The sequence below is a fragment of the Agreia sp. Leaf335 genome (genome assembly GCF_001423605.1).
Lineage (GTDB): Bacteria > Actinomycetota > Actinomycetes > Actinomycetales > Microbacteriaceae > Agreia.
The window spans coordinates 360715-382367 of record NZ_LMOQ01000003.1 but is presented as its reverse complement, the minus strand read 5'-3'; the positions used below and the strand labels follow the sequence as shown (position 1 = coordinate 382367).

Here is a 21653-nt window from a genome sequence, read left to right as displayed (position 1 = left end):
GCCGAGACGAATGTCTCGGCCCTTCGGGTGCCGATCAGATCGGCGGGTGGATCAGTTACGCAGCGGCGTTCTGGCGACGACGGGCGACCATGAGGGCAGCACCGACGAGCAGCAGCAGAGCGGAGCCACCGACGAGGATGCCCGCGTCAGAGGAACCGGTGTTGGCCAGCTGCGGAGCAGCAGGAACGACCTCGGCCGGAGCAACGGGAACGTCGCAGTTGCCGATGGTGACGAGACCGGCGGTGGTCACCGAACCGATGAACGTGATCGTGTAGACGCCGTCAGCGATCGGGCCGGAGGGCACGCCGTCGATGGTGGTCTGCAGGATCAGGCTTCCGGCGACGGAACCCGTCTCGTCGATGTTGTCGACGGGCTCATCGGCACCGATCTGGGCGCCGTTGGAGTCGGTCAGTCTGTAGACGACGCCCTCTTCGTACTGGCCGAAGCCCGTAGCGGAGACGTTGACACCGGTGGTGGCAGCGTCGACGCCCGACAGGCAGATGGGGTCGATCGTCGTGGTGAACGGCGCGAGCACGAACGCGGTGACCTCGATCGGGAGGAAGATCGGGGCTGCCTCAGTGGTCTGGTTGGCAATGAAGGCGTAAGGCGTCTCACCGAGGGCCGGCGTGGCCGCGAAGTCCGACGGGTCTGCTTCGCTCTCCGGGAACGAGAATGAAATCGTGTAGGTGCCATCGGGCCCTACAACGGTCTCGGTAACAGCCGTCGTCGAGAGGTAGCTCTCTGTAGCCGTCTCGGGGGTGTTGCCGTTGAGGAGGTTGACGGACAGCGTGTCGCCCGGCGTGCCCTGGCCAGAAACCGTGACGGTTCCCTCGTGGCCCCAGGAGTTCTCGACGACAGAGTTGGGGGTAACGACGTCGTTGGCGGCGGAAGCCGGACCAGCGACAAGGAGTGAGCCGCCGGCAACGAGAGCCGTTGCGACGAGGCCCGCGCCGAGGCGGGAAAGGATTGAGCGGGACATTGTTCTCCTGGAATAAGCGATCAGGGGGATCCTCGTCGGCGTTTCTTCCGACGAAAGTAGTGATGCTGCGAAAATGCTGCGTCCTGTCGAGGCTATAGGCACTTTCTCAGAAACGCCAAGGCCCCCAAGCGGGTCACCGCCGAACCCCCTCCAAAAGGTTACATATCCTCCGATTTATCAGTTGTCATGAAACAACTGGTCAAACGCTTTTTTCGACGTCACAGCACCGAGCTCCGCGGGGCCCGAGAGGAGAAAAAAGATTTTTGAGATTGATTCGTTGCCCACTAAAACCAAGCGGGAACGAACTCAGTAGGGGCCGTTCATCCCGCCGCGACGACCTGAACTGAGCCGGTGAGCGGTTCGCCCGACGACCGGCTGATGAAGCACGAATAGTCGCGCTGCCCCTCAGCCCATTGAGCGTCGGAGACCGGATAGCTCGCCTGCCACTGCACATCGGGGTATGCCGCAGCCGCCGCGAAGTCGAGCACGGTCGGAGCCGTGCACGCCAGATTGAGCTGCGATGTGATGGCGGCCTCGCCGGGATACGCAGCAGCAGGGTCAGGATTGAGCGACACCCGCGCGATCAGCTGAGCCGCGTGCGGCGACGCGCAGTCCACGACGGTGAACGTCTCGTCCCAGGGTGACCCGAAGGGATTGAGACACTCGCCGCCCCTCAGCGCGGTCCACGGGTGAACACCGGCGGCCAGAGGCCCCGTCGCTGCGGTCGACTCGTACGTCGGAGTCGGCGTGGACTCAGCGGTTGCGGTCGGCGTCGGTGTCACCGACGCCGTCGGTGTCGAGGTGGGCCCCACGTCAGCCGAATCATCGAACCAGGGCAGGTGCCGGCCGAGCACGAAGAAGAGCACAACGATGAACACCGCGGCGAGCGAGGCGACGACCGCGACGAGCCATCTCGGCGTCGGACGCCGGGCGCGCGACGGGCCCGTTACATCCATCGACTCTGTCATCGTCTGCCTGCAACCGCCGTCTACTCGAGACCGAGGTCAGCCAGGCCGATCGCGTAGTAGTAGGGGTAGCCGGCCTTCTCGATGCGCTCGCGCGCATCGGTGTTGCGGTCGACGACGACGGCGACGCCGACGACGATGGCTCCGACCTTCTCGAGCGCCTCGATGGCCTTGAGCGGCGAACCGCCTGTGGTCGAGGTGTCTTCGAGCACGATCACGCGCTTGCCCTCGAGCTCGGGCCCTTCGACCTGCTTGCCGCGGCCGTGATCCTTCGGCTCCTTGCGCACGACGAACGCGTCGTACGCGAGGCCCTGCGCCGCACCCTGGTGCAGAATCGCGGATGCCACGGGGTCGGCTCCCATGGTGAGGCCGCCGACGGCGAACACATCGGGAATGTCCTTGATGACGTCGATCATGACCTGGCCGATGAGCGGCGCGACGCGGTGGTCGAGGCTCACTTTGCGCAGGTCGACGTAGTAGCTCGCCTTCTTGCCGCTCGTGAGCGTGAAGTCGCCGTGGAAGACGGCTTCGGCGGAAATGTAGTCGATGAGTTGCTGGCGCGCGTTCGTCACCGCCCCAGTTTAGAGGAGCCAATAAACTGGGGCGCATGCGCATTGCGACCTGGAACGTGAACTCCATCAGGGCCCGGGTCGACCGGGTCGCCGATTGGCTCGTGCGGGAGGACGTCGACGTTCTCGCCATGCAAGAGATCAAGTGCAAAGAGAACCAGTTTCCGTTCGAGCAGTTCACCGCAGCCGGGTACGAGGTCGAGCTGCACGGCCTGAGCCAGTGGAACGGCGTCGCCTTCGCCTCGAGGCTGCCGATGACCGAGGTCACCAAGGACTTCGAGAACATGCCCGGCTTCGGGGTCGCAGCCGACGACGGAAGCCTGCCCCTCGAGGCGCGCACCCTTGGCGTGACCGTGAACGACGTTCGCTTGTGGAGCCTCTACGTTCCCAACGGCCGCGAGCTCGAGCACGCCCACTACGACTACAAGCTGCGGTGGCTTGCTGCGCTCTCTGCCGACACTCGGGAGTGGATCGCGGCCAACCCGCAGCAGCCGCTCGCCCTGATGGGCGACTGGAACGTGGCCCCCCTCGACACCGACGTCTGGGACCTCCAGGCCTTCGAGGGCTCGACGCACGTGTCGGCTCCCGAGCGGGCCGCCTTCAACGACTTCATGGATGCGGGGCTCACCGACGTGGTGCGTCCGCGCGTCCCGACCGGCTACACGTACTGGGACTACAAACAGCTGCGCTTTCCCCGCAACGAGGGCATGCGCATCGACTTCATCCTGGGCTCGCAGCCGTTCTCCGACAAGGTGACCAATGCCGGCATCGATCGAAACGAGCGCAAGGGCGACGCCCCGAGCGACCACGTTCCGGTCTGGGTCGATCTCGACATCGAGACCGAGGAAGACGACGACCGCCCGATGTTCTGGTGATCGAGGTTACGGCGCGAGCAGCGCGGCCGCGACGACCAGAACCGGCACCGACGCGATCGTGGTGATCAGCACAGTGTCGCGCGCGATAACCACCCCTCGTTCGTAGCGCGACGCGAAGTTGAACACGTTCTGCGCCGTCGGCAGGGCGGCGAGAACGACCACCCCGAAGAGATGCGCCGCATCGAGGTCGAAGACGAAGCGGCCGAGCAGATAGGCGACGATCGGCATCACAACGCTCTTGAGCAGAGCGGCCATCAGAACGTCGCGACGCCCGGTTCCCGGAGCCAGCGGTCTCTGACCAGCCAGCGACATGCCGAACGTCATCAGCACGAGCGGGATCGTCGCGCCCCCGATGAGATCGAACGGGGCCATGACCTCATCGGGCAGCGTCACCCCGGAGATGCTCAGCAGCAGGCCGATCAGCGACGCGATGATCATGGGGTTGCGCACGGGCTGGGTGAGAAAAGAGCCGATGGATGCCTTGCCGCGCGTCACCGTGTCGAGAACGGTGAGCGTCACCGGTGCCATCACGATCAGTTGCAGCATCAGTAGCGGAGCGATGAACTGCGGGTCTCCCAGAACATAGATGGCCACGGGCAGGCCGATGTTGTTGGCATTCGAGTACGACGAGGCCACCGCGCCGATCGTGGTCTCGGCAGCGGCCCGGCGAAAGAAGAGGCGGGATGCCACCACGTAGAGCGTGATCGACGTGGCCACGGTGATGACGGTCACCACGAGGAACGACGAGAAGATGACGCTGACGTCGGCCCGCGCGAGCACCGTGAACAGCAGCGCCGGGCTGGTCACGAAGAAGGCGATGCGGTTCAGCGGCTTCTGCGCGTCGACCTGCAGGATGTTCGTGCGACCCACCACGTAGCCGACCGCGATGACGAAGCCGATGATCGCGAATCCGGTGAGCACCCCGGCCATGTCTGCCTCAGCGCGCGGTCGATCGGGCGAGAGCGGCGTCGATGGCACTCTCGATGAAGGGGGCGAGGGTGAAGGCGAAGGTGCGCGTCAGATGATCCTGGTCGCGGTAGACGTTCGCTCCGCCGATGACCGGGAAGCAATCCTCGGCGTCGCAGTACATGTCGGAGAAGTCGAGCAGCGTCACATCGGAGCCGCCGTCCTTCAGCTGCCGGGCGGCCGATGCGAGGGGATCGACCTCGCCGAGCCCGTCTTTTCGCGGCTCCGTGCAACTGGCCGCATCGGAAATGCGCAGGCACTTGTTCGGATCCGTCTCCCACGACGGGTTGTCGACGAGGGTCACGACCGGAACGCCCTGCGTGAGCTGAGGGGTCCAGGCCTCCACGAATCCCGCGGTCTCGGCGGCGGCGGCCGATCCATCGGCATCCAGCGTGTGATCGGCGAGGGCGGCCGTGAAGATCGCGTCGTAGGGCTGCACCGACGCGAGTTCGCTGTCGAGGTTGGCCCGCCAGTCGGCGCATGACGCGGAGAAGGCGTCGCCGCCCGCGATCGGAGTCGTGCTCCACGGGCAGGCGCCCTTGAGATAGGTGGTGAGGTGCCAGCCCTTGGTCTCGGCGAGCTGGATCAGCGGGTCGAGCAGCGAGTACGCGTGGCTGTCGCCGATGATCGCGACCCGCGGAGCCGCATCCGACGTCGTGTCGCCGAACTCGCAGCTGGTGAGCGTCGAGTCGTTGAGGGTGACCAGGCAGTCGGGGTGCTGAGGGCGGTCGGCGTTGCCGAAACCGGGGCTCGGAATGATCTGGTCGGCGAGAGCCGGGTTCGAGCACGCCTCGATGGGCGCAAGGCCGTCGGTGCCACCGGATGCGGCGCCGAAGCAGGCTGGCAGCGTCTCGAGGGTGCTGCGCAACTCGGCCGCTGCCGCGTCGTACTTGGGCTGTTGGATGACGCTGGTGACGCCCACGACGAGACTCACGACGGCCATGCCGGCCACCATGACCGCGAAGGTCGCCCGGGGCTTGCGCCGCACCAGCGGCGTGAACGACCGGGTCGGGTCTTCGATGAACTTCTTGGTGAGCCACGCGATCACGAAGCAGAGCACGAACAGCACCAGACGGTTGATCGTCGAGAGCCCCCAGCCCGGAACGAATGGCGCGATGATGATGAGCGGCCAGTGCCAGAGATAGAGCGAGTAGGAGATGTCTCCGATGAAGCTGACGGGTCGGAAGCTCAGCACACTGCCCGCGTCGAACCAGCGCGCACGATGCGAGGCGAGGATGATCGCCATCGTTCCGAGCACGGGCAGCACGGCCGCGTAGCCGGGGAACGGGGTGGCCTTGTCGTAGAAATAGCCACAACCGAGCACGACCGCGATGCCGCCGTAGCCCAGCAGATTCGACAGCCAGGCCTTCGTGGGCCGCAAGCGTGGCAGCAGCGCGAGAATCGCGCCCGCGCCGAACTCCCACATGCGGGTGAAGGTCACGAAGTAGGCCTGCGCCGCGTTCGTCTGCGTGTAGATGATCGAAAACGCCAGAGACAGGATGCTGACGGTCACGACGAGCGCGAGCAGGGCGTTCCAGCGCTTTCCGCTCCAGTACTTCACGCCCAACCACGAGGCGCCGAGCAGCAGGAGCGGCCAGATCAGGTAGAACTGCTCCTCGAGCGACAGCGACCAGTAGTGCTGCACCAGGGTCGCCTCGTTGGCGGCGGCGAGGTAGTCGACGGAGTTGGCCGCGAGCGCCCAGTTCTCGACGTAGAAGGTCGACGCGAGGATCTCGCGCAGGTTCTCGCCCAGGCTCGACAGGGGCAGGATGAAGAGGGTCGCGAGGGCCGAGAAGATGAGAACGGTCACCGCTGCCGGCAGAAGCCGTCGCACGCGCTTCGCGTAGAAGCCGGGCAGTCCAATGCGGCCCGATCGCTCCAGCTCGCGCGCCAGCTGACCCGTGATGAGGAAGCCCGAGATCACGAAGAAGACGTCGACACCGATGTAGCCGCCCTGCAGGCGCCCTGGCCAGAAGTGGTAGACCACGACGAGGAGCACCGCGATCGCGCGCAGCCCCTGCAGGTGAGGCAGGAAGTGGGTCGGTGCGGGCGTGGCTCCGGCTGCCGCGCGCACGTCGCCCGACGCGGGGTCGCTCGCCGCCTGGCTTCGCCGAAGGGACCGTCGGGAGGGCGGCGGGGTCATATCCATATCGCGTCCCATGGTAGCCGTCAGGCCTGGGCCGTTAAGGTTGCTTACATGCCTACGACCGTGACCTGGGACTACATCGATGAGTCCAGCTTCAAAGCCGACGACCCCGAGAAGGCGCTCGCCGTCGCCGAGGAGTTCCTCGCCGCAGCCCGCGACCCCGAGACCTTCTACGACGACGACGTGACACCCGCCGCTCTCTTCATCGCGGCATCCGAGAGTTTCTACGACGCGCTCCTCCCGCTGCGCGCCTACGAGGCGGCCCGCGAGGCGCAGGATGCGCCGGGAGACGCGGCCCCCGACAAGCGCGTCTACCTGATCGAGGGCCTGCTGCGCACCGGCCAGGAGGCCGAGGCCAACGAGCTCGCCAAGGCGCTGCGCGCCGAGAAGCCCGAAGACCCGATGGTCTATTCGTTCCTGGGAGACAGCTACGACGCGGCCGGTGACGCTCACAACGCGGAGCGCTGGTTCGACATGGGCATCGAGATGGTCACGAAGGTCATCAACGACGCCGACGATCTCGACCGCGACGAGCTGGCCGATGCCATGGAGACGCGCGAGCTGCTCATCCTCGGTCGTCACGCCGTGCGCCACGCGGCCGGCCATCAGCCCGATGATCTCGACGAAGAGGCTCTCGAGATTCTCGAAGAGTACGACGAGGCCGACGAAGACGACGACGAGAAGTAGCGCGAGGCGCTTAATGCGCGCGTAACATCGGCGGCGGATACTGGAGACCATGTCTCCAGAAGAGTCGGAGAACGTGCTCGGGCAGCCACAAGCATCGCCCGCCGTTCCCATCACCGTGTCCATCACCCGCGCCGTCGATCCCGAGCGGATCCCCGATGTCACCCGCTGGGTGCAGGCGGGCGTGAATCTCGCGAATCGCTATCCGGGCTTTCTCGGTTCGGGTTGGGTGAGGCAGGGGGCCGATTCCGTCCACTGGCACATGCTCTACCGCTTCGCCGATGCTGCGCTGCTCGAGCAGTGGGAGTCGTCGGAGGACCGCCGACGCTGGCTCGAAGGAGGCCGCGAACTCGTGCGCGAGGCGAGGGTCGAGAGGCGCACGGGTATCGAGGGCTGGTTTGACGAGCCGCAGTCGCCCCAGGCACCGGATGCGCTCGGCCCGGCCGAGACGCCGGCCGCGCCGCCGAGATGGAAACAGGCGACGAGCATCTGGCTCGGATTCTTTCCCGTGAACCTGGCATTCACGCTGCTCGTGACGACGCTTCTTCCCGGCTGGAACGACCTGGCGACGGCACTGAAAGTGCTCGTCACGACGCTCGTTCTGACTCCGATCATGGCCTACTGGGTGCTGCCGGGGGTCACTCGACTGCTGCGGCGAGTGCGGTTTCTCTAGTGCGCTTTGGCCACCCCCGGCAATAGTTGCAACTAATCAATTTGTTTTGCGCGGCTTGCGGGTGAAAGATATCAACGTGACCCACGATCTGATGTCTCCCGAGAAGAACGTCCAACGCATCATGTGGACAGGGACCATCTGGTTCGTCGCGGCAGTCGGGGCATCGGCGATCTCGCTCGGCCTGCTGCTCTCGAGCGGATGGCGACCCGCACTGCTGGTCAAAGGCCTGGCGCTGCTGTGGTGGATCGGTGCGGGGCTCGTCGCGGTGAGCATCGGACTGATCGGATGGTCGGGATGCCCGATCCTCGAGGTCGACGTTCCCACGGCAGACCGCAACAAGACGCGCACCATGCAGCTCGGAACGATGCTGTTCATCGTGGGCGGTACCGCCGCGATGCTCGCGGTGATGCTCGGGCCGGCGGCGTAGCGAAGGTCTGCGCCCTCGCCGATCAGTCAGGCGCGTGTGAGCCGACAGAAGCGGCGACCGCCAGCGACGATCACCCGCTCGACCGTGTAGCCGGATGCTCGGGCGACGTCGGCCAGGCGAGTGGCCCCGATCTCTGCCCACGGGAACACGCCGCTCTGCGCACCCTCGTCGTCGACGAGCGTGGCACTGTAGGCGTGATCGCGATCGTCGTCGGTGTGCACCTCGACGATCAGAACGCCCGACGGGGCGAGGATGTCGCGGCAGCGCACGAGAAGAGCCGCGACGTCTCCGCCGATACCGACATTGCCGTCGATGAGCAGCGCCGTGCCCCACAGCCCCTCCGCGGGAACGCGCTCGAAGACGGAACCGAGGGCCACGGCCACCCCGCCGCGGCGAGCCATCGCCACGACCTCGGGCGAGACATCCAGACCGAGCGCGACGAGACCGAGCCGGCCCGCGGCACGCACCATGCGCCCCGGCCCGCATCCGATATCGAGAATCGGCCCGCGAGCGTTCCGCAGAAGCGAATGGTCGATGTCGTCGGCATCGTCGGACCACTTGTCGAAGTCGAGCTCGAGTCGTGCGCCCGCAGTAGAGGAGATCGGTCCGGCCTCGCGTAGAGCGAGTCCGCCCTGCGCCTCGTGGCGGATGGCGCGAGCGTAGGGCTCGTCTCCCCCGCGGCCGAACGTGGCGTCGGTGGGGTTCTGCTGCAGGAGGCTCATGGAGGTTATTCGTCGCCGACGAGAGCAGCGGATTGTGCGGCTCGAGCACGACAGCGCCCTGACAGTGTCGTGAAAGGGACCTCGCTCACGATGGAGTCAACTTCATCGAAAGGAAGTCCACCCATGGCAACCAGCTCCGACTGGGCCGTCGAGGCAACAGGCCTCGTCAAGATCTTCGGCGACAATCGCGCCGTCGACGGCGTTGACCTGCGCGTTCGAACCGGGAGCGTCTACGGCGTTCTCGGCCCGAACGGCGCGGGCAAGACCACTGTGATCCGCATGCTCGCCACCCTGCTCAATCCCGACGCCGGCCACGCCACCATCTTCGGCCACGACGTGCAGCGTGAAGCGCAGATCGTGCGTCAGCTCATCGGCGTCACCGGTCAGTATGCGTCCGTCGACGAAACGCTCAGCGCCACCGAGAACCTCGTTCTCTTCAGCAGGCTGAACGGGCTCGGCCGCGCCGAGTCGCGAGCGAAGGCCCATGAGCTGCTCGAGGAATTCGGGCTCACGGCCGCGGCGAAGCGCCCGCTCAAGAACTTCTCCGGCGGCATGCGCCGGCGCCTCGACCTGGCCGCGAGCCTCATCTCGCAGCCACCCCTCATCTTTCTCGACGAGCCCACCACGGGCCTCGATCCCCGCACGCGCTCGCAGATGTGGGACACCATCCGCCGTCTCGTGAGCACGGGATCGACCGTGTTGCTCACCACGCAGTACCTCGACGAGGCAGACCAGCTGGCCGACCGCATCGCCGTGATCGACACGGGCCGGGTCGTGGCCGAGGGAACAGCAGACGAGCTCAAGGCGTCGGTGGGCCAGTCTTCGCTGCAACTGCGACTGCTCGACTCGGCCGATCGCGACGAGGCCGTGCGGGCCATCCGCTCCGTGCTCGGTGTCGACGTGACACTCTCACCCGAGGCCGCGCGCATCACGGCGCCCATGCAGGATCCAGACCGCATCACCGACCTCCTCGTCACCCTGCGCGAGCAGAACATCAGCCTCACGGAGCTGTCGGTGCAGGAACCGACTCTCGACGAGGTCTTCCTCACCCTCACGGGCCACGGCGTCGAGACCGACGCCGACGCATCCGAGACCCCGAAAGAACAGGTGAACGCATGAGCACCATCACCTCGACCATCCAATCCGGCGTGAGCCGCGAGCTACGCAACCACGTGAGCGTCGGCCAGACCGTGCGCAACTCGTTCTCGATGGCCTACCGTGGCCTGCTCAAGGTCAAGCGCACCCCCGAGCAACTGATCGACGTGACACTGCAGCCGATCATCTTCACCGTGATGTTCACCTTCATCTTCGGCGGAGCCATCGCCGGCGACGTGGCAAGCTACCTTCCCCTGCTCATTCCGGGGATCCTGGTGCAGACCGTGATCACCACCTCGGTCGTGACCGGCGTGCAGCTGCGGGAGGACATGGACAAGGGCGTGTTCGACCGGTTCAAGTCGCTGCCCATCGCCCGCATCGCCCCACTCGCCGGTGCGCTTCTCGCCGACACGGTGCGTTACACGATCGCGACGACCCTCACCTTCACGGTGGGCTTCATCCTGGGCTACCGACCCGAGGGCGGCATCGGCTTCGTGGTTCTCGCGGGTCTGCTGGTAATCGTCTGCTCGTGGGCGCTGAGCTGGATCTTCGCGTTCTTCGGCGTGATCGCCCGCAGCGCCTCGAGCGTGCAGGGCATCTCGTTCCTGGTGCTCTTCCCGCTGACCTTCCTGTCGAATGCCTTCGTTCCGAGCGAGACGATGCCCGGATGGCTGCAGGCGTTCGTCAATGTGAACCCGGTGTCGCACCTCGTGTCGGCCGTGCGCGACCTCGCGAACAACGGCGCGGTCGGAGCCGACTTCTGGCTCGCCCTGCTGGGCGCCGCGGTCGTCGTGGCCATCTTCGCCCCGCTCACCGTGCGCGCTTACATGCGTCGGGCCTAGCGCCGCCGCCACGCCCGCCCTCGGCTAGCCGCGGAGGGCGGGAGACGACAGCAACTCGCGGATGCGCACCACCCGCTCGTCGCGAGTCAACTGGCCGGATGCGTCGAGCATCCGGTCATAGTCGTCTGCGCCGGCAGCCGTACGAATGCGATCGACGTGCCGCGCGAGACGCATGCTCGGGCTGTCCTGCCGCGGCGATATTCCGGATGCGAGGGTCAGCAGTTCGGCGGCCAGACGAGGCTCGTCGCGGGCATCGAGGGCCCAGCGAGCCAGCGCCACCACGGCCGAGCCGAGCACCGGCCGATCGAGCTGAAGACTGCGGCGGCGGAATTCGACCAGCAGGCGGACGCGCAGCTCACGGCCGTGGGCGAGCAGCGCACTCAGGTACACCTCGGGAGCGTCACACTCGACCACGACGAGGATCGCCAGCGCGATGATCGCCTCGGGGCGCAGGCGCTGCGTCGACACGCGCGAGCTCTCGACGGCCTGCCGGTAGCCCTCGATGCCCGAGGCTCGCAGACGGGCGGCTTCGCCCTGCTCGCCGCGGCGTTCCGCGTCGATCGCCCGGGCCAGTTGAACCTCGGCCATTCCGGCTCGGCCATTGAGATCGAGCAATCCGTCTTCGAAGCCGGTGTCGACCGCCCGGAGTTCGCGGAACAGCGCCTCGGCCTCGTCGAGCTCGCCGATGCCCACCTTCGCCACGGCGACCGCCCAGTCCAGCTGCTGCAGATCGGCGATCGCACCCATATCGCGCAAGCCCTCACGCGCACGGTGCGACCATTCGAGCGCCCCGTGAGAGTCTCCGACCTCGCCGCTGAACAGAACGAGCATCTGCGCGCTCATGGTCGACCCCCATTCGTCGCCGACCGCCTCCGCGAGGTGTCGTGCACGCAGGGCGAAGACGCGTGACGCCTCGACGTCTCCGGCGTTCTCGGCGAGCTGCGCACCCATGATGTTTCCGAGGATGGCCGTGCGCGCGTGCGGGTTCGCCTGCGTCTCTGCGACGGCGGCGTAGGCGGCGGGGAGATCGTCGATCGCGAGCGCCAGCCGCGACATCGCGCGGAGCTGCGGATAGCCGAGGTCGGCTCCCCCGACGATCCTGCGCAGCAACACGATGGCGCGGGCCGCCGTGCTGAAACGCGAGAGCCCGAATGTCGCCGCGGTGATGATCAGTCCGAGCGCGGCGAGGTCTGTCACCTTCGGTGACGGCGTGTACCCCCGGAGGACGGCGAGAACCGGAGTGCCGAAAGCGAGGACCTCGGAGTGGGCGCCCCGCAAGGTCCACAGATAGGCCAACACGGCGTACAGGCTGCTCGCCGCTTCGGGTGCGCCGTCGATGATCGCTCGCCGGAGCAGGGCGACGAGGTTGTCCTGCTCGATGCTCACAGGGTTGTCGCGCAGGCGCACATCCGTACGGGGCCCGAACCACAGCTCCGCGGCTGCGAGAGCCAAAACGACGCCCCACTCGCGCTCGTGCCGGGCGAGCTCGTCGCCGTCGACGACAGAGCCGATGCCCAAGGCGCCGAACTCGCGGACCGTCTCGAGCATCCGATACCGCGACCCGTGACCCGTGTCTGTCACCTCGACGAGCGACTGGCTGACGAGACCGTCGAGGGCGTCGGCAGCCCGCGTGTGCCGACCGGCGGCACTCATCATCGTCTCCGCCGTCTCGAGCGAGAAGCCGTCGGCGAATCTCGAGAGTCGCACGAGAAGCTGCTGCTCATCGTCACCGAGCAGGTTCCAGCTCCATTCGATGACGGCGAGGAGTGTGCGATGGCGCTCGGGGGCCGAGCGATCACCGGAGGTCAGCAAGCCGAACCTGTCGACCAGCCGGGCCTCGATCTCCTCGACAGAGAACGATCGCACGCGGGCGGCCGCGAGTTCGATCGCCAGAGGTAGGCCATCGAGTCGGCTGCAGAGGCGCTCGACGACGTCGACGGGCAGGCGAACGGACGGCCGGGCCGACCGCGCCCGATCGACGAAGAGTGTGACCGCCGCCGCCGGGGAGCCGTCGTCAGTCACCGACGGGAGGGGTTCGAGCGGGTACACCTGCTCCGCCGACACAGACAGCGGAGAGCGGCTCGTCGCAAGGATCGACAGGCCCGGCGCCTCCGCGACGAGATCGGCCGCCCAGATCGCGGCGTCCTCGATCACGTGCTCGCAGTTGTCGAGTACGAGCAGAGCCGCAGGCGTGGCGCGACCAGATAGCGCGATGAGGGCGTCGAGGATGCGTCGGCGCACGTCGGGAACGACGATCGGGTCGCCGAGGCGACGGGCCGATTGCACCTCGCGGATACCGAGTGTCGACGCGATATGCAGACCGACGTCGTCGTCGCTCGAGATGCTGGCGAGCTCGACCACGATGACAGCGGAACCCGCGTCCGCCGCCCGCGCCGCGACATCCTGCGACAACCTCGTCTTGCCGAGGCCGCCCGACCCCACCAGGGTGACCAGGCGACGACGGGTGAGCAGTTCGAGTACACGACGGGCATCGTCGTCGCGCCCGACCATGGGGTTCGGCGACTGGCGGAGTCCGATGCGCGCGACGGGAGGCGAGACCTTCGGCCGCTCGGCGGAGACGCTTCGTCCCGCCAGGATGGCCGTATTGGCCTCGATGAGCGCGGCCGATGGGTCGGCGCCCAACTGCTCCGCGAGCAGGTCGCGATACTCGGCGAACCGTGTGAGGGCGACCGCGGGTCTGCCCGCCTCCACCGCAGCGGTCATCGCGGCGAGCTGGGCACTCTCGTCCAGGGGGTAGGCGTCGGCCACCTCGCCGAAGGCCACGAGCGATTCGTCTGCGCGACCGAGTTCGCCGAGAGCCCTGGCCCGGATGCTCCGGAGCGCTGCCCGTGCACGTTCAGCCCTGTCAGCGAGCGCGTCCGCCGGCGGCGATGAGGGAACCAGATCTGCGGCGGGCTCGCCGCGCCAGAGGGCGAGCGCCGCGTTCGCAGCAGCGAGAGAAGCAGCGGGCGCTCCACCAGACTCGACGCCGGATTCGCCCGCGCCGCGTGATTGAAGGCGGTCTGCCGTCGATTCCGCGATCAGGAGATCGATCGACGATGCCTGCACCGCGAGTCGATAACCCGCGGCGGTCGATTCGATGATCGACGAGTCGCCGAGGGCACGGATGCGCGAAATGAGCGTCTGGAGGGAAGCCCTCGGATTGTGCGGCGGGTCGTCACCCCAGAGGTCGTCGACGAGCCCCGCGATGGAACGCGGCCGGCCCGCGGCCAGCGCGAGCGACACGAGAACCGCGCGGGCGGACGGGCTGCGAATCGCAACGGCTGCGCCATCCGCCCCGATCAGCTGGATCGGCCCCAGGACGGAGAGACCGGCTCGCCCGACCCCGCCACCGGTCTCGGCGTCGATCGTCGGATCAGTAGACAGTGATGGCAGCCTTCGTCACGGCGGTGTCGTAGACCGACTCGAGGTCGCCGCCCTTGTCGCACGTCACGTCGACGTAGAGGCCGCTGCCGAGTTCGCCGAACGCCCGTCCCGCCAACTTCCAATTCGAGCCGTCGTCGTCGGTGCCCTGCATGAGCAGGGTGTCCACGGAGCCGGAACCCTCGAAGTTGTACGAGATGGTGTCATCGACGGCCTTGCCGGCGATCGTCGATGCGTCGGTGCTGAGAACGACGGCCAAGAACCCCGCGGTGGTGGCGCGGTCGTCGCCGTCAGCCACGGTCACCTCGGTTCCGAGGGATCCCTGGTGGAACGACACCGTGCAGAGGCCGGACGGATCGAGGTACGACCAGTTGCCTTTGCCGTCGTCGGGGCTCGCCACGGTCCACTCCGAGTCGGTGATGAAGGGATCGGAGAATTGGGCGAGCGAACCGGAATCGAGATCGCTTCCGGCGTCGAACGTGAGGTCTCCGCCCGCCGCATCGGGGGCAGCCGTCGAGGTGAAGGGCTCTGAGGTGTAGCTGTAGTCGTCGGGGTCGTACTGGCTCGCGATGGTCGCGAACAGACCGATGCCCGCGACGGCCATTACCACGAGAGCGACGATCGCGATGATGCCGCTGACGATGCCGACGTATCCGATGATGAGCCCCGAGAGCGCGAGTCCTCGCCCCTTCTCACCCGTGCGCTTGATCTGACCCAGCGCCATGTGGCCCGTGATGACCGCGACCAGCGAGACGAAGAAGGCCGAGACCAGTGAGACGATCGCCAAGACGTTGTATCGCGGTTCCTGAACTGGCGAATAGCCTCCCCCCTGCGGTCCGCCGTACTGAGGGGTGGGGTTCGAGTAGCCGTCGCTGGGCGGCAAAGGGGGCTGGTTGGGCGGCGTCTGGCTCATGCCGTTCATCATAAAGGGGGCATGCATCCCACCAACAGCGGGAAAGACCTGCGCGGCTTGCAGGATTCGTGCTCGCCAGCCGGGTGCTGCTGCAGCAAATCGATGCGACGAACACGAAACCGCTACGGAATCGCCCGTAGCCTCGAAGCACGGCGCACATCGCGCCTGCCAGCACAGTCCTTTGGATCGGAGGTTCCCCATGCCCACAACAACGACCACTCAGTACGTCGTTCCCGCGATCGGCGATGAACCCGAGGTTGTCGAAGACGCGTCGCTGGCAGAGACGTCCGCCGCATGGCTGGGCCTCAAGCAGGCAGCCGTCGAGCTGCAGGCACTCCAGGTCAAAGACGGGTCGGTGCCCGATGCGGCAGCCCACCCGCGTGCAGCCGAACTCGTGGCCGTGATCTCGGCATCCATCGCGGCCCTCTCGCCCGCGTTCCCGCACGACGCCGACTACCATGAGGCCCTGCGCCGCGACTTCGACCGCTGGGTGTCCGACGGCTTCGACGTTCCCGACTTCCTCGACTCGCTCGTGGTCTTCCGCCCCGAGAAGAACCGCGTGAACGGCATCCGCCACCTCGTCGTCTTCCCGATGACCACGCAGAACGGCTCGGCATCTCGCCTGGTCGAGGCCGTGCTCATCGAGGTCATCTGGCCCGAGTTCGTGGCCGAGCTCGAGGCGGGCGACTACTCGAACGCACTGTTCGTGCCCATCAGGTTCGTCGACTTCACGCCCGGCTACGACACCAACTCGGCCGTACTCTTCCCCGAGACGGTGGCGACCCGCAGCATCCCGACCTTCACCTGGGGTGCGATCTTCGCCGACAGAGAGGCTGCGCGCTTCAGAACCGTTGTGCGTGCGGCCGCCGACACCACGAGGCTCGAGCTGCCCGAAGACGCAGCACGCCTGCTCACCGACCAGGCACTGGCCGAGCGCACCTTCGTGATGTGGGATCTCATCCACGACCGCACGCACATGCGCGGCGACCTGCCCTTCGACCCGTTCATGATCAAACAGCGCATGCCGTTCTTCCTCTATTCGCTCGAGGAGCTGCGCTGCGATCTCACCGCCTTCCGCGAGTCGGTGCGCATCCAGCGCCGCCTCGAGGCGCTGGGCGAGAACGAGCTGTCGGATGCCGATGCGCACCTTCTCGAGCACGCCCGGCTCGTGCAGTACGCGGTGCTGTTCGATCGCATCTTCCGCTTCGCGCTCACCGGATCGCGCGTGCGCAACTACGACGGCCTCGGCGGCCAGCTGCTGTTCGCGTGGCTGCATCAGCACCACGTTCTGCACTGGACCGACACCAAGCTCACCATCGACTGGCCCGAGGTCGCCGACAGCGTGCTCGCACTGGGCCAGCAGATCGACGAGCTCTACTGGCGCTCGATCGACCGGCCCAAGGTCGCGCACTGGCTGGCCGCCTACGAACTGGTCACCGAGACGGTCACGCCGCACCCGGCATCCGTCTGGGCTCGCGGCCCGCAGGCCCTGCCTCTCGACGGCCCGCCCCGCGCCCTGACCGACGCGATTCTCGACGACGAGTTCCCCCTCTCGATGTTCTACGAGGCGCTCTCGAAGAAGATCGGCGACGTGATCCTGTCGACCGAGGGCATCACGGGGTCCTCGGCGAGCTAGTCGTCGCCGCTGCGGACAGTATGGACCGGCATGCCGGGGCATACTGTCCGCAGGGGTAGCTACAGAAAGGTCGGTCATGAGCGTTGACGGTCGGATTGTTGTTGTCGCGGGGGCCACGAGTTCATCGGGGGTCGCCACGTCGCGGGCGTTGATCGCGGCGGGTGCTCGAGTCGTGGCCGTCGGGTCGAATGTCGAGAGGCTGCACGCCTTCGAGCGATCAGTTGATGGTGCCGCGACCCGGGTATGCGACCTGTCGAAGCTGGCCGCGGTCACGGAGCTCGCCTCCTCCGTATCGCGGGAGTTCGGAGCCGTCGACGGACTGATCCACCTCGTGGGTGGATGGCGCGGAGCTGCGGGAATCACCGCTCAGAGCGACGACGATTGGGCCGCGATGGAGTCGGGCTTCACCACTCTGCGCAACACCTCGCGGGCCTTCTTCGACTCGTTGGCCGCGAGCGAGGCCGGCAGACTGGCGATCGTGTCGTCGAACTCGGTCGAGCGCCCGACCGCCGGAGGCGCCAGCTACACGGCCGCGAAGGCTGCCGCCGAGAGCTGGGTTCGCTCCGTGGCAGACGGCTTCCGTCGCGCGCAGTCAGGCAACAAGACCGCGTCGGTGCCCCAGCGTGCGGCCGCGGTGCGCTTGTCGATCATGGCGTTGGTCGACGACGACATGCAGCGAGACAACCCCGAGAAGAGCTACGCCGGCTTCACCCACGTGGATGCGCTCGGCCAGGCCGTGGTCGGTTTGTGGCAGGGCGACGCGGCAGAGCTGAACGACAGTCGGATTCCTCTGAGCTGACGTCACACCCGCGCTCGACACTCTCGGCATGCAGCAGGCCAGGCTGTCCCTGGCAAGGGGTGGTCGCCATGAATGTGCCCCCGTAGCGTGGAACGCATGACCCATGAGAAGCGCACCCACGGATTGTCGTCAGAAGAAGACCTCGAGAAGGACACCTCGTACAGCCCGTCGAGCGAGCGCGACGACGACGTGCTCGAGAACGAGTCCGTCACCGACAGCGACGGCGTCGACTCCGACATGGACTCCTCGGAGATCCTCGTGCTGCCCGGTACCGGAGGCCCCGACGACGTGGGCGACATCGAGGTCGATCCGTCGGAGTTCAATCTGAGCGGCGACTCGATCCCGGGCCACCCGAAGCCCGCGTCGCACCCGCACTAGGCGGGGACGCGCATCCGCGCCCGTTCGGCGCATCCGCTACCGGTCGTCCGGGCGCGGATGAACCGAACTGGCGCGGATACTTCAGTACTCAGGCGTCAGGCCGGCGACACCAGGCGGATGAACGCGCTCAGCTGAGCGAGCGTCTGCTCGGTTCTCGGCAGGGCGTCGGTGAGGGTCGGTGAGTAGACCATGTATGCCGCCCACTGCGCTCGGGAGATGGCGACGTTGAGCCGGTTGGCCATGAGCAGGAACTCGAGGCCCCTCGGCACATCATCGGCCGACGAGGCCGCGAGGGACACGATGGCCACCGCCGCCTCTCGACCCTGGAACTTGTCGACCGTTCCCACGGGAACGCTCTCGTAACCGGCCTCGGCGAGCCGCAGCCTGAGGAGTTCGACCTGCGCGTTGTAGGGCGCCACCACGATCACGTCGCGCTCCTCGAGCGGGCGAGCGACGCCGCCCGACCACCACTCGCGGCCGAGCACCGAGGCGACGATGTCGACCACGGCGTCGGCTTCCTCGGGAGACGAGGTCGACCGCTCGACGTGCCGGACCGCGACCGGATGCAGCCCCGGCTCGACTGCCTCGAGGCGCCTGTCTGATGCGTGCGAGACCAGTCTTCCCTCGTACGAGAGCTCGGACACCGGCGCGCAGACCGCGGGGTGCATGCGCCAGGAAGTGGCGAGGAAGTAGCCGAACTCGGGCGGCAGAACGTCATGGCCGGCGGACAGCCACCCGAGGGCCGACTCGTCGACGGGCTCGGGGTGCGTGCCCTGGCTCACCTGCGGCAGCTGCTGCGGATCGCCGAGTAACAGCAGTCGTGTGGCCGAGACCGCGGAGGCGATCGTCGACGCCAATGAGAACTGGCCGGCCTCGTCGACGACGAGCAGATCGAGTGACTGCCGAGGGATGCGGGAGGCGTTGCTGAAATCCCACGCCGTTCCGCCGACGACGTAGCCGCCCTCTCGTCCGGTGAACCCGGAGAAGGCCGTGGGAGAGAGCACGGTGAACTCGGGCTGCTCGTCGGCCGCCGAACCGGAGCCCGCCGCGGAGGCCTTCTTGCCGACCAGTGCTCGGTCGACGCCCGCTCCGACGACGGCCCGCAGCATGTTCTCGACCGCCGCATGAGACTGGGCGACGACGCCGATCTTCCACCCGTGCTCGTGCACCAGCCGCGCGATCACATGCGACCCCGTGTAGGTCTTGCCCGTTCCCGGAGGGCCCTGCACCGCGAGGTAGGAACGATCGAGCGTGAGCAGCGACGCGACGAGGGCCGAGATCACGTCGCCCACACCGTCGGGGCCCGCCACCACGGGTGCGAGCGCGGCCCGCGGCGGCCTGCGACGCAGAACGTCGTAGGCCGGGTCTGCGAGAGGTTCGGGATGCGCGTCGAGGATGGCTCGGCCCCACTCGGCGATGGCGTCGACCTGAGTGCCGGGCGGCGGAGGCGTGCCCGGTGTCAGCGCGACGGGCAGGTCGTCGTAGTGCGACGCCTCTTTCTCGAGCACCTCGTCGACGACGATGGTGCCATCGTCGAGCGTCTCGACCACCGTCACCCGACTGTGGGCGGTTCGGGCACCGGGCTCGCGCCCCCTCAGTATCGGCGGATACGGGGCGTCGTAGAGAATGAACGGATTCTGCCCGGGCTTGATCGAGCTGCCCGGCGCGAGGATGCCCCGCAGACCCAGCCGCCGTCTGTCGCTACGCTGCCTGCCCTCACGGAACCAGTCGCGCAGCACAACGGCCTCGGTCACGACGAGCACGTCGCGGGTGTCGGCCCACTCGTCTATCGGAGCGGTGAGCCGGGAGAAGTGCTGCCACCAGAACGACTTCTGCTCGCGCCGGTGGTAATCGATGGCGGCGGATGCGAGGGCCAGCGCCGTATCGTCGGCGGTGCGTTCCGCGAGCGGTACCGCCGCAGACAGCGCCGCCAACTCGAGGTAGACGGGGTCGGGCTCACGCACCGGCAGATCGAAGTCGAGCCGGCCGCCGGCATCCGGAATCACGCCTGGCGGAAGGGAATCGCGCGGCACGGACGCGACGCGTGCAAGAAGCCAATCGCGCAGCCGCAGCGTGCTGACGCAGTCGTAGGTGTTGTAGCGGGCGATGTCGTCTTGCACCTGTGCCGAGGCGACCGGGTCGCCTGCGGCGAGAAGCTCACGCGAGCGCACGTACTCGGTGATGGAGTCTGCGGCGTTCGCCACCCCCGCCCGCTCGGCATCGCCCATGTAGAGCGGCTCGAGCTTTTTGAGCGAGTAGCTGTGCGTGCCGATGCGCATTCCCTGACGCACGATGGGATACAGGTCGACCAGCACGTTCTGACGCAGCAGGTCGTCGACCGCTTCTTCTCCGACTCCGTGCCGGGCCGCCAGCGTGAGCAGGTGGGTGCGTTCGTACGAGGCGTAGTGGTAGATGTGCATGAGCGGGTGTCGGGCGCGACGCTCGGCGACGTAGTCGAGAAAGTCGATGAGCGCCTGCCGCTCCTCGGCCAGGTCGTGCGCCCAGAACGCTACGAACGTCTCGTCGGGTTCGACGAGACCGAAGAGATAGTCGAGGCCCCAGGCAGACCCCTCCTGATAGAGCGGGTCGCCCTCGAAGTCGAAGAAGATGTCTCCGGCGTCGGGTGCCGGAATCGCGGCCAACGGGGCCGCGTCGGCGATCTGCCAGCTCAGCGCCTGCCCCGGAGCGGGCGGCTCGATCTGCATGCGCGCCTGGCCGGCGAGCGATTCGAGCGTGGCCTGCGCGAGACCGGGAACGGGGCCTTCGGCCACCGCGAGCTGATCGATGCTCTGGATGCCTGCGGCCCGCAGGCGCGCCCGTTGCGTGAGCCGCATGCCGGCCACCTGCAGAACGTCGCGGGTGCGCTCGACCTGCTCGGCGCAGGCGGCGCAACGACCGCACGCGGTGTAGCGCGGATCGCCCCACTCCGTGGGCGCGGTGTCGGCCACGCGCTCGTCGATGAGCTGTTGCAGCCGGGCGCGGCGCCGACGGTAGACGGGCAGGATGTCGCGCAGTCGGTGCGAGGTCGTCTTGCCCGTGCCCAGAATGAGATGCACCGTCTCGCTCGTGGGGATGCCGTTCTGCTGCAGCTGATCGGCATAGGCGGCGAGCTGCAGCAGCGCGGTGATCTTGGCCTTGCGGGCGAGCTTGGTGTCATAGACCGCGTACGCGGGGCCAGCACCGTCCGCGTAGGCGGGGCCAGCACCGACCGCGTAGGCGGGCGCCCCACCGACAGAATCGTCGCGCACGAGAAAGTCTGAGTACCCGAGGAAGCGCCCATCGAAGAAGGCCCCCTGGAACACCACGGCGGCTCCGGAGCGCAGCGCCTCGAGCGTCTCGGCGGCGGCCACCTCGACCTGGTCGATCGCGGGCCGCTCGATCTCGACGACCCCTCCCGCCTCGCGCAACTGCTCGAGCGTCGCGAGCTCGTGCAGGTCTCCCAGGGTTGCGGTGCGACGCAACATGTCGTCTTCGGCCTCGACCACGGCATCGATGCGGCCGAGCTTGGCGTCGAGCTTGCGCATCAGAGCCCACTCGCACGCCGCCGCCGCAGTGAGATCGCTGGCCGAGTAGACCACCGTGTCATCGAGCAGGAACATG

The 21653-nt window shown here is 67.4% G+C and carries 18 protein-coding genes; 9 read left to right on the top strand and 9 right to left on the bottom strand.

All coding sequences use genetic code 11. The annotated features are described in order from the left end of the window. Window positions 1–55 precede the first annotated feature (55 nt). The 3 genes from ASF79_RS12105 to pyrE form a co-directional block, all read right to left on the bottom strand. On the bottom strand, window positions 56–979 hold the full coding sequence (locus ASF79_RS12105) for an LPXTG cell wall anchor domain-containing protein (protein ID WP_055855268.1): 924 nt from the start codon (window positions 977–979) through the stop codon (window positions 56–58). Window positions 980–1299: 320 nt separating this feature from the next. Next, window positions 1300–1935 carry a septum formation family protein gene (locus ASF79_RS12100; protein ID WP_162239085.1) on the bottom strand — a complete coding sequence of 212 codons (636 nt, stop codon included), beginning with the start codon at window positions 1933–1935 and terminating at the stop codon, window positions 1300–1302. Between the two features lie 32 nt (window positions 1936–1967). After that, window positions 1968–2516, bottom strand: a complete 549-nt coding sequence (gene pyrE / locus ASF79_RS12095) for an orotate phosphoribosyltransferase (protein WP_044439696.1) — start codon at window positions 2514–2516, stop codon at window positions 1968–1970. 35 nt (window positions 2517–2551) lie between these two features. On the opposite strand from pyrE, the gene ASF79_RS12090 reads away from it, so the two are divergent. After that, entirely contained in the window at window positions 2552–3388 is an 837-nt protein-coding gene (locus tag ASF79_RS12090; protein ID WP_055855264.1) for an exodeoxyribonuclease III, read from the top strand. A gap of 6 nt (window positions 3389–3394) precedes the next feature. Here the strand turns inward: ASF79_RS12090 and ASF79_RS12085 are convergent, their stop codons facing one another. Next, window positions 3395–4318 (bottom strand): AEC family transporter, encoded by a 924-nt coding sequence (locus ASF79_RS12085; protein WP_055856068.1) that lies wholly within the window; start codon window positions 4316–4318, stop codon window positions 3395–3397. Window positions 4319–4325: 7 nt separating this feature from the next. Then, the gene (locus tag ASF79_RS12080) at window positions 4326–6503 is read right to left on the bottom strand and encodes an acyltransferase family protein (protein WP_162239084.1); all 2178 of its coding nucleotides are present in this window, start codon (window positions 6501–6503) and stop codon (window positions 4326–4328) included. Between the two features lie 48 nt (window positions 6504–6551). Here ASF79_RS12080 and ASF79_RS17495 point away from each other — a divergent pair, with 48 nt between their 5' ends. From ASF79_RS17495 to ASF79_RS12065, 3 genes are all read left to right on the top strand, one after another. Further along, window positions 6552–7187: a hypothetical protein gene (locus ASF79_RS17495; RefSeq protein ID WP_156351726.1), complete on the top strand. Its 636-nt coding sequence runs from the start codon at window positions 6552–6554 to the stop codon at window positions 7185–7187. 49 nt (window positions 7188–7236) lie between these two features. After that, entirely contained in the window at window positions 7237–7857 is a 621-nt protein-coding gene (locus ASF79_RS12070) for an antibiotic biosynthesis monooxygenase (RefSeq protein ID WP_055855258.1), read from the top strand. 76 nt (window positions 7858–7933) lie between these two features. Continuing rightward, window positions 7934–8284 (top strand): hypothetical protein, encoded by a 351-nt coding sequence (locus tag ASF79_RS12065; RefSeq protein WP_104280286.1) that lies wholly within the window; start codon window positions 7934–7936, stop codon window positions 8282–8284. A gap of 26 nt (window positions 8285–8310) precedes the next feature. On the opposite strand, the gene ASF79_RS12060 is transcribed toward ASF79_RS12065, so the two are convergent. Next, complete coding sequence (locus ASF79_RS12060) at window positions 8311–9006, bottom strand: class I SAM-dependent methyltransferase (RefSeq protein ID WP_055855256.1); 696 nt, start codon at window positions 9004–9006, stop codon at window positions 8311–8313. A 123-nt stretch (window positions 9007–9129) separates the two neighbouring features. Between ASF79_RS12060 and ASF79_RS12055 the strand changes: the two genes are divergently transcribed. Both ASF79_RS12055 and ASF79_RS12050 read left to right on the top strand, forming a co-directional pair. Next, window positions 9130–10125, top strand: a complete 996-nt coding sequence (locus ASF79_RS12055) for an ATP-binding cassette domain-containing protein (protein WP_055855253.1) — start codon at window positions 9130–9132, stop codon at window positions 10123–10125. After that, complete coding sequence (locus tag ASF79_RS12050) at window positions 10122–10943, top strand: ABC transporter permease (protein ID WP_200933575.1); 822 nt, start codon at window positions 10122–10124, stop codon at window positions 10941–10943. The genes ASF79_RS12055 and ASF79_RS12050 overlap by 4 nt, the downstream gene beginning before the upstream one ends. Window positions 10944–10967: 24 nt before the next feature. On the opposite strand, the gene ASF79_RS12045 is transcribed toward ASF79_RS12050, so the two are convergent. Together ASF79_RS12045 and ASF79_RS12040 are read right to left on the bottom strand one after the other, a co-directional pair. Continuing rightward, window positions 10968–14189: a BTAD domain-containing putative transcriptional regulator gene (locus ASF79_RS12045; RefSeq protein ID WP_055855251.1), complete on the bottom strand. Its 3222-nt coding sequence runs from the start codon at window positions 14187–14189 to the stop codon at window positions 10968–10970. Window positions 14190–14319: 130 nt separating this feature from the next. Continuing rightward, a complete protein-coding gene (locus ASF79_RS12040) occupies window positions 14320–15240 on the bottom strand; it encodes a DUF4190 domain-containing protein (RefSeq protein ID WP_104280285.1) in 921 nt (306 codons plus the stop codon). A gap of 199 nt (window positions 15241–15439) precedes the next feature. Between ASF79_RS12040 and ASF79_RS12035 the strand changes: the two genes are divergently transcribed. The 3 genes from ASF79_RS12035 (at window position 15440) to ASF79_RS12025 (ending at window position 18053) form a co-directional block, all read left to right on the top strand. Continuing rightward, window positions 15440–16876 carry a DUF6421 family protein gene (locus ASF79_RS12035; RefSeq protein WP_055855246.1) on the top strand — a complete coding sequence of 479 codons (1437 nt, stop codon included), beginning with the start codon at window positions 15440–15442 and terminating at the stop codon, window positions 16874–16876. Between the two features lie 76 nt (window positions 16877–16952). Then, window positions 16953–17675, top strand: a complete 723-nt coding sequence (locus ASF79_RS12030; RefSeq protein WP_055855244.1) for an SDR family oxidoreductase — start codon at window positions 16953–16955, stop codon at window positions 17673–17675. Window positions 17676–17771: 96 nt separating this feature from the next. Next, the gene (locus tag ASF79_RS12025) at window positions 17772–18053 is read left to right on the top strand and encodes a hypothetical protein (protein WP_055855241.1); all 282 of its coding nucleotides are present in this window, start codon (window positions 17772–17774) and stop codon (window positions 18051–18053) included. A 95-nt stretch (window positions 18054–18148) separates the two neighbouring features. Here ASF79_RS12025 and ASF79_RS12020 read toward each other — a convergent pair whose 3' ends face one another. Further along, window positions 18149–21652, bottom strand: a complete 3504-nt coding sequence (locus ASF79_RS12020) for a TM0106 family RecB-like putative nuclease (RefSeq protein ID WP_055855239.1) — start codon at window positions 21650–21652, stop codon at window positions 18149–18151. Window position 21653 lies beyond the last annotated feature (1 nt).